The organism is Actinomadura sp. KC216, assembly GCF_004348535.1.
Taxonomy (GTDB): Bacteria; Actinomycetota; Actinomycetes; order Streptosporangiales; family Streptosporangiaceae; genus Spirillospora.
Genome location: NZ_SMJX01000348.1, coordinates 1 through 8,280, shown reverse-complemented (window position 1 = coordinate 8,280; position 8,280 = coordinate 1). Strand labels below are relative to the sequence as shown.

The 8,280-nt window shown below is 67.1% G+C and carries 7 protein-coding genes; 4 read left to right on the top strand and 3 right to left on the bottom strand.

Features of this window, described 5'->3' with window-relative positions:
• Window positions 1-108: 108 nt before the first annotated feature.
• Window positions 109-759, top strand: a complete 651-nt coding sequence (locus tag E1264_RS36350; RefSeq protein WP_132181026.1) for a GNAT family protein — start codon at window positions 109-111, stop codon at window positions 757-759.
• 757 nt (window positions 760-1,516) lie between these two features.
• On the top strand, window positions 1,517-2,419 hold the full coding sequence (locus tag E1264_RS36345; protein ID WP_207936721.1) for an intradiol ring-cleavage dioxygenase: 903 nt from the start codon (window positions 1,517-1,519) through the stop codon (window positions 2,417-2,419).
• 712 nt (window positions 2,420-3,131) lie between these two features.
• Here the strand turns inward: E1264_RS36345 and E1264_RS36340 are convergent.
• Window positions 3,132-3,686, bottom strand: coding sequence for a hypothetical protein (locus E1264_RS36340; RefSeq protein WP_207936719.1), 555 nt, complete (start codon window positions 3,684-3,686; stop codon window positions 3,132-3,134).
• Between E1264_RS36340 and E1264_RS36335 the strand changes: the two genes are divergently transcribed.
• On the top strand, window positions 3,685-4,263 hold the full coding sequence (locus E1264_RS36335; protein ID WP_132181022.1) for a dihydrofolate reductase family protein: 579 nt from the start codon (window positions 3,685-3,687) through the stop codon (window positions 4,261-4,263). The two genes, E1264_RS36340 and E1264_RS36335, sit on opposite strands and share 2 nt — an antisense overlap.
• Window positions 4,264-4,266: 3 nt before the next feature.
• On the opposite strand, the gene E1264_RS36330 is transcribed toward E1264_RS36335, so the two are convergent.
• Window positions 4,267-5,211: an SMI1/KNR4 family protein gene (locus E1264_RS36330; RefSeq protein ID WP_132181020.1), complete on the bottom strand. Its 945-nt coding sequence runs from the start codon at window positions 5,209-5,211 to the stop codon at window positions 4,267-4,269.
• Window positions 5,212-5,899: 688 nt separating this feature from the next.
• On the opposite strand from E1264_RS36330, the gene E1264_RS36325 reads away from it, so the two are divergent.
• Window positions 5,900-7,570, top strand: coding sequence for a TerD family protein (locus E1264_RS36325; protein WP_243711391.1), 1,671 nt, complete (start codon window positions 5,900-5,902; stop codon window positions 7,568-7,570).
• 381 nt (window positions 7,571-7,951) lie between these two features.
• Here E1264_RS36325 and E1264_RS36320 read toward each other — a convergent pair.
• Window positions 7,952-8,280: SAM-dependent methyltransferase (locus E1264_RS36320; protein ID WP_207936715.1), on the bottom strand; the 329-nt coding region annotated here is incomplete at its 5' end.

Genomic DNA, 8,280 nt, shown 5'->3' with positions numbered 1-8,280 from the left:
ACACCCCACCCGGCCTGGCGACGCTCTACGCACGCCTGACCGAGCTCCGCGGCAGCGGCACGGCCAAAAGCGGATGACCCGCGGCGGGATGGTCAGCAGGATGGGCTGATGCTCGTTGACCACTTTCCGCTTCTCGGGTTGCGGCTGAAGACGCCGCGTCTGGAACTGAGATTGCCGTCGTCCGAAGAGCTCGCCGACCTGGCCGAGGTGGCGGCGGCAGGCGTCCACGATCCCGAGACGATGCCGTTCCTGGTGCCATGGACCGACCGTCCGGCCGCTGAGATCGCGCGGGGCGTCGTCCAATATCACTGGTCACGACTCGGAAATTGGACGCCGCAGGACTGGTCTCTCAACCTCGCGGTCTTCCACAACGGCTCGGCCATCGGCGTCCAGGACATCAGCGCGCTCGATCTGGCGATCACCCGTCGGGTGGCCACTGGATCCTGGCTCGGGCGGCGCTACCAGGGCCAAGGCATCGGCACCGAAATGCGGGCCGCCGTCCTGCACCTGGCCTTCGCCGGACTCGACGCGCAAGAGGCCGCGTCCAGCGCATTCGCCGACAACCCGGCCTCCCATGCCGTCTCACGCAAACTCGGATACCAGCCCAACGGCGTCGACCGCCGCGTCATCCGCGGCGCCCTCACCATCGACCACCGCCTGCTCCTCACCCGCACCGCCTGGGAACAACACCGCACCATTCCCGTCACCATCGACGGGCTCACGCCATGCCTGCCCCTATTCGGACTCGACCAGACGTGACCTTGAAATCAGTCGCCGGTGATCTTGTGGAGGAGGGTGAGGACGGCGGCGCCGACTCCAATGGGCACGGCGACCGGTGGCCAGCGGGCTGTTGCGGCGACGGCCGCGCCCGCCAAGGCGAGGATGACGAGCGCCCGGAGGCTGAGTAGAGGTCTGCCTTCTTCTCCGGGGAGTTGTTCAGGTTCCGTTGCCTGGGGGGCTTGGGACGTCCGACGTACTCTTGCCATGAGGACTCTGGTCTCCGTTCTGCACAGGGTGAGCAGGCCAGGGTTCAGCGAGCGGCCTCCCTGTTGCGAGCAGGGGGGCCGCTTCTATGACGGGCGTTTCCGGGCGCTACCTGCGGTTCACCGATCCCCCAGGCGAGGGGCCAGCACAACAGGCGTGATTAGCAAGTTATATGCCTTCCTCGTCAAATAACGATTCTATAACGCCCCTTATAGTAGCCGCTTTCCGCGCTCGGGGCATGCCCCTGACCGGAATTGGTGCCCAGGTGCTGTTGGCCAGCTGGACGTCCCGCACACTCACCAGGGGCTTACGCAGCGCGGAGGGTCCAGATGGGAGCAGAGACCTGTTCCGGCCATGGACGACCCAGGCGGGATTCGCAACCAAGAAACGATCCGAACGATCCCGAGTTGCTGCGGCGGCCCGTCCTGCTGCTGAAGGGGCGGACGACAGGTGTGCGGGCTTGTGCTCTCGGCAGAACGAGACGAGCCCGACGACGGTCGACCCGCCTCCAGCCAACGGGACCTTAAGCTGCGTGTTTGTGGATGAGTTTCGTGAGTTCGAGGGGCGCGCTCTTGTCCGTCCCGATGAGGAAGTCGTCGATCAGGGGCTCGGCTTCGATCTCGGCACGCTGTTGGGGCGACGGCGGATGCTGGGGCTGCTCGGCCTCGGGGCGATCGGACTCGGCCTCGCGGCATGCGGCGGCGGAGACGGTTCCGCGCCCGAGTCGTCCCCCGGTTCGGCTTCTGGTTCGTCCTCCGGTTCGGCGTCGGCGGGGACCTCGTCTGGCGAGATTCCGGACGAGATGGCCGGTCCCTACCCCGGCGACGGCTCCAACGGGCCGGACGTCCTGGAGGAGAGCGGAATCGTCCGCAGCGACATCAGGTCCAGTTTCGGTACGGCGAACGGCACCGCTGATGGTGTGCCGATGACGCTGGAACTGACCATCTCCGATCTGGCCAAGAAAGCCGCACCGTTCGCAGGAGCGGCCGTCTACGTATGGCACTGCGACCGCGACGGGGCCTACTCCATGTACTCCGAAGGGGTCGAGGACGAGAATTACCTGCGCGGCGTGCAGATCGCCGACGCTGCCGGGAAAGTGAGGTTCACCAGCATCTTCCCAGGCTGCTATCCCGGGCGCTGGCCGCACATCCATTTCGAGGTCTACTCCACCAGGGCCGACATCGCCGACGCCACGAAGACGATCGCGATCTCGCAGATCGCCCTACCGAAGGACGCTTGCGACAAGGCGTTCGCACAGCCGGGTTACCAGCAGTCCGTCAAGAGCATGGCGGGGGTCAGCCTCGACAACGACGGCATTTTCAGGGAGGACAGGGGCGCGCGCCAACTGGCCACTGTGACCGGCGACGCTAGCAGCGGCTACACCGTCTCGCTCACCGTCGGCGTCGACACCCGGACCAAACCCACCGGGGGCTGACCCGTGTTCGGCGGGAGCTGACTCGCGCCGCCTGCCTGGATCAACTGCTGGCCGGACGGCCCGGCATCCGGGTCCTCACTCCGACCGGCCCCCACCGCTCCGATTGGCTCCGACCGGACAGCCACCCTTGCGCCTTCGTGTTCGCCATCAACCCGTATGCCCCCCGGGTTCACCCGCGCCGACCTTCTCCAAGGGGGGATAGCGAGATCACCACCGGTGCCTCGGTGGGGCCCTTGCGCTCTTACCGCGTGTTTGCCGCGCCCAGTTCACCCGTCACCAGGGCTGGGACACACTGCGTCCGCTGCGAACTGCGGGTCACCGGACAACGAACGCCTGGCCGCCAGCTAGCTGCGGATCGCCGTTCCCACGGGCGACGGTTCAGACGCGGCAAGCTCTCCGGTCGGGACGCAGGCCCTAATCCTCTGAGTGCATGTCCTGGATCGTGATCACCCGCGCGGGTGGACGCTAAGTCGGGTCGTCCTGCCAGGAGCCGGCCATGATGTGACGGGCACCGCGCGGGTCCGCGACTCCTCCGCTGCCCGTGGAGCGCCTCCTTGGGCTGCGGCAGGCTCATGTCCGCGTTACGCAGATGACGGCATGGCGATGGCCGTCACAGAGCGCGTCGGCGTCTCCCTCGCAGGCCGGCAACGCCGCACCCGGATCGCCGCGTGCTCGCCGACCGCCTCATGCCGCGAACAACCGAGAGGTGACGTCAGCGCAGGGTGTGGTAGACGATTCCGTCGAGGGAGTCGTCGTCCCAGGCGGACGAGTTGGTCAGGTGACCGTCGTACGGGCCGACCTTGGTCACTGTGCGGCCGTCTCTGAACACCAACTGCAGGCCGTGCTCCTGCTCCCAGGCGCATTCGCATTCCAGCGAGAAATAGACGTGCCCGTCATGGTCCAGGTCCCTGGTGACCGTCGGTTCGTTCCCGAACCGGACGTGGTCGAGGACGTCGTCCGGACCTTCGATCTCGACGTACCAGTCGTCGTCACCGGAGGCCAGAATGTCGTCCGTGACATCGCGGTAGTAGGCGAAGATAGACGGCGCGGCCGAGGCCAATGCTGACGCGTCCAGCGCCAGGAACGTTTGGATCGCGGCGTGGAACTCTTCGGGCGCGGCGTCATCGACATAGCCGTCCACGATGAAGCGGCATGGCAGGTTACCCAATACCGGCACCGGGACAGGTTCACTCTGGTACCACCCCAGCCCGGTGTCTTCGATGAGCCGACCGAGCCCAGGAATCTGTATGGCAGAGGAGAGCGTCATGAGCGTGACCTACACCTTCGATGTCTTTTCCAGCCTCGACGGCTACGGCGCCGCGGGCGGCGACTGGACCGGCTACTGGGGCAAGCAAGGCCCCGAACTCCTCGACCATCGTCTCGCGCTGTACAGCGAGGAGCAGCGGATGGTCTTCGGGGCCAACACCTACCGGGCGTTCGCGCACATGCTGGCCACCAGCACCGAGGGGTCCGAGGTGCGTGACCCGTGGGTCACGCGGATGATCAACCTTCCGGCGACGGTCGTGTCGAGCACCTTGGACGGGACCGTCGACTGGCCGGACGCCACCGTCGAGAGGGGCGATGCCGTCGAAGTCGTCGCCCGGCTCAAGGAGGAGTCCGCGGTGCCGTTGCGCTCGCACGGCAGCCTGGCGATGAACCGGGCGCTGATGGCCGCCGGACTGGTCGACCGCGTCCAGGTGACGCTCTTCCCCGTGATCACCGGTCAGAGCGGGCTGGACCCGGTCTTCGAGGACGCGGCCGACTTCGACCTCGAACTGATCGAGAGCCGGACGCTCGACGGTCGCGTCCAGGAGCTCGTCTACCGGCCCACTCTGCATGTCTGACCACTAGCGGGGACGGCGCGGGCCCCATATCGGCCATGCCCAGTCCGCGGGATTGCCGAGCGAGGAATCGGTCAGGTCGAGGCCGACGCCGGTGAGTTCGGCGACGAGGAACTCGGTGATCGTCCAGAGCTCCTCCGTGTCCCGCCGGTCGGTCCAAATGGGCCAGCGGTCGGGGTCGGGATCGCGGGTGTCCCACCACAGGCTGGCGCGGCCCTCGGTACCTGCGCAGTACAGCAGGCCGCCGGGCTCGGGATGCAGCGGGTGGCGAGGCCCCGACCCGAAACCCCACTCCCGCATCGACTCGGCATGGGTTTCGTGGCTGGACGCCAGGTCGTGCGGATGCTCGATGAAGATGCCGTTGAGGACGATCCAGTGGTCGCTGTAGTAGGTCTCGTACAGGCGTTTGTAATCGGCCGGCAGTCGAGGGACGCCCAACTCCTGCTCAATGTCCTCCCACTCATAAGTGCCCGGAGTTCCCGGCCCGATGATGGTCTGCAATTGGGCCAGCGAATTTCGTGTCCCGGGCTGGGACGACGCAGGAACGGCAGGCTCGACCCGTTGTCCGGCAGGGGTGAGGGTGCGTTCGCGCGGTACGGGCGGAAGTGAGAGGACGGGCAGATCGAGCAGCCCGTCCAGCCACTCTTCGAGGAACTCGGTGGTGGTGAGGTTGAGCTGTTGCCGCCCGTGACCGTCGAGCGCGACCAGCCAGCGCGCGGGATCATCGTCCACCGGCAGCCACCAGCACGTCTCCCCACTGGCGAACACACCCCAGAGCCGCGCCTCCGGATGCGGCGGCACCAGATTGCGCTGCTCGGTCTCGATGTCGAAGCCGTCCACGCCGCAGCCCGGGACGAGAAGGCGCAGCACGCCCGCCAGCGTGCCCGGGCCAGTCTGGGAGAGCAGCGTGGCGTAGTCCTCGGGAAAAGCGCCGGTGGGAAACCGTGGCACCCAACCAGGGGACTGCCCGCCTGGACTGGTGTGAAGGGTTGCGGCCAGCCTCCGCCCTGCCTGCCGGAGCTCAGAGACCGCAGGAACAGGATCGCTCATTCGTCACCTTTGAGCTGCAGACGACAGGCATCAGATTTGTAGAACGAACCAGACCTTAGCGCTTCATTCCTCCAAAGAAGCGCATGCTCACATGCTCTGCACCGTCACCGCGAACCCACCATTGCCATCGCCCACCTAACCACGCCCCCCCGGTGCCCGCTTTGCGGCATGAGGTTGCCAGTTATCGGATGTGGGGGACGACCCAGGTGGACGAACTGGTTAAGCACTCGATCACGAACCGAACGAGTAGCTCCGGGAAGGCGCCGCGCAGCCCCCTGGTGAGCGCGGAATCCCCCGCCCTCGGGCGGCGGTTCTCGTGCAGACCGGAACGCGGCATCTTCTGCGCCTATTGCGAAGGGTGTCTCCGCCCTCCTGGGGTTCTAGATCCAGCTCGGCCAGGCATGTCTCGGCGTGTGGCCGAGTGCGGCCCCTCGGCGCCGAGTCGGGTCGTCACGGCAAGTGAGCGGCGTACGCTGGCACTGCGCATGCGAATGATGGCCCTACGTGATTGCGCGTATGGGCGGCCGTCAGAGCTCCCACTGTGCGCGCGAGGGCAGGCGCGAGTAGAGGAGCGAACGCAGTGCATCAGATGGCCAAGGGCGCCAACATCGACCTGTCCGGCCTGACCACGGCGACGGGGCCGTTCACTGTGGCGTTGAGCTGGATCGACCCTTCTGGTGAAGGCGAGGCCGATGTGTCAGTGCTCTTGGTCGACGCCAATGGCAAGGTCGGCAGCGATGCCGATTTCGTCTTCTACAACCAACTCGCCACCGCTGACGAATCAGTGCGTCTGCTGGGTAAGACGCCGACGGCCACCGGCAGCGAGGACCGCATCCTGGTCGACCTGGCTGCGTTGCGACCTGAGGTACAGCGGGTGGTCATCGCCGCCAGCCGCTATGCGGGCGCGACGTTCGGAGTCCTGGACGATCTACGGCTCGCCGTCTCCGACAGTAGCGGAGAGGTGCTGCTGACTTTCGATATCGAGGACGCCGACACCGAGACCGCGTTCATTTTCGGGGAGCTGTACCGCAGGGGCGACGCCTGGAAGTTCCGAGCGGTGGGTCAGGGCTACACGTCCGGGCTCGCGGGCTTAGCCGCCGACTTCGGCATCAACGTCGATGACACTGACGAAGAGGAAGAAGCCACCCGAGCCCCTTCGCAGCCGACCGCCGTACCCGTCCCTGAACAGACGAGCTCCCCGGCCCCCGTCACCACAAGCCCGCCCGTTGGTTCAACGCCCTCCAAGAACGGTGACCGTCCGAAACGCGTCCGGACGTCCAAGAAGAAGACGACCCTGCCGAAGGCGGTCAAGGTCAATCTGGCCGAGCATCCGTCCTGGCAGCATGCGCGGCTGTTCCCCGTCACGGGCCTGCGGAACGACCAGGAACGCGAAGTGCGCGCGACCGCCACACTGCTGGCGGTCATGGCGCAGGTGCCTGAGTTCGGCCGCCGCCTGACGGCCCGTTTCAACGCCCCGGCCGGGACCATCCAGACCTTCGCCGAAGCCTCCTTCAAACACGGCGACGGCAAGGTCCGCCCCGACGGGGTGCTGCGCGTGGCCAGGGCCGGCCGGATCTGGACCGCGCTGATCGAGACCAAGACCGGCGGGAATCCCCTCAAGGCCGACCAGGTCGAGGCCTATCTGGGTGTGGCGGCCCGGCACGGCTACGAAACCGTGATCACGTTGTCCAACGACCTGGCTCTGGACAACGAGCATCCCTTGAAGGTCGATAAGCGGCTGCTGCGCAAGGTCGCTTTGCGGCACCTGTCCTGGGCCGAGGTCGCGCACGAGGCAGAGATGCTCTGCCTGCACGATGGCGTGGCCAACCCTGTTCACGCCTGGCTACTGAGCGAGTTGCTGCACTATCTGCGTCAGGACAACGCCGGCTGCCAGGGCTTCCGGGACATGGGCGCCGCCTGGGTCCCGGTGCGCAATGCCGTCACCGCGGGCACACTGCGTCTGGGTGATCGGCGCGCGATGCAGGTGGCGGAGAGCTGGGAGAAACTGATCCGGCAGCTGTGTCTGCGCCTGAGCGGTGAGACGGGATTGGCCATCGCCCCCGTGCTGCGCAAACGACGGGACGGGGACGCCTCGGTGCGGCGCCTGCAGACCGTGACCTCGCTGGTGGAGTCCGGTCGGATGAGCGCCGAGATCCGGATCCCCAACGCCGGCGGCCCGGTCCTCCTCGAGGCCGACCTGCGCACCGGGCAGATCGAAACCCGGTCGAAGTCCCCGCGGCAGCCCGCGCCCGTCCCCTGACCCGCGTCCAGTGGCTGCTACGCCAGCTGAACAGCGCCCCGCCCGAACTCCGCATCGAAGCACTCGCCCCCAAACAAAAGACCGGCCCCTGCGACCTGCTGAAGAACCTCCTCACCGAGCCCGGGCTTCTCGTCCCCGAGGACGCGCCACAAATCGACACGTTCCGCCTGACCCTCGCAACCGGGTTGGGAACGAAACGCGGCACTGAGGAAGCCGGCTTCGTCCGCAGCGTCGACACGGCCATGGACCGCTTTCACCAGGAAATACTGCAGGTCCTGAAACTCGATCCCGTCCCCGCTCCTGCCGAGACCAGGAGCGCCCGCTGAGCTTCAAGCTTCGGCACGCCTGCCCGCCTGCTGCCTTAACAGCGGGGCGAGTGGGTTATGGCTTCTTGAGGACGCCGCCGTATTCGCGGAAGTCTCGGCCTAGTTTGGATGCGCCCAGGAACTGCTCGATCTCGACGGGGGCGGGTGCCAGCGGCGGCTGGTTGGGGTCGGGGCGCCAGTCTTCTACGTCGACCAGGCCCGGGTCGACGGGGATGAGGCCGTCCAGGAGGGCGTCGACCTCGGCGCGCCTACGGGTCTGCCAGGGGATTCCGGCGCCGGTCATGCGGGCCTGGAGGTCGGCTCCGCGGGCGATGTTCTCGGTGACGGCCTGGGAGAACGCCAGGTGGCTGCCGGGGGCGGCGCGGTCGAGGATGGTGCGGAGGA

Excerpts from the sequence above, each read along its gene's own strand:
- E1264_RS36350 (WP_132181026.1), top strand. The coding sequence starts at position 109 with ATGCTCGTTGACCACTTTCCGCTTCTCGGGTTGCGGCTGAAGACGCCG.
- E1264_RS36335 (WP_132181022.1), top strand. The coding sequence starts at position 3,685 with ATGAGCGTGACCTACACCTTCGATGTCTTTTCCAGCCTCGACGGCTAC.
- E1264_RS36325 (WP_243711391.1), top strand. The coding sequence starts at position 5,900 with ATGGCCAAGGGCGCCAACATCGACCTGTCCGGCCTGACCACGGCGACG.
- E1264_RS36340 (WP_207936719.1), bottom strand. The coding sequence starts at position 3,686 with ATGACGCTCTCCTCTGCCATACAGATTCCTGGGCTCGGTCGGCTCATC.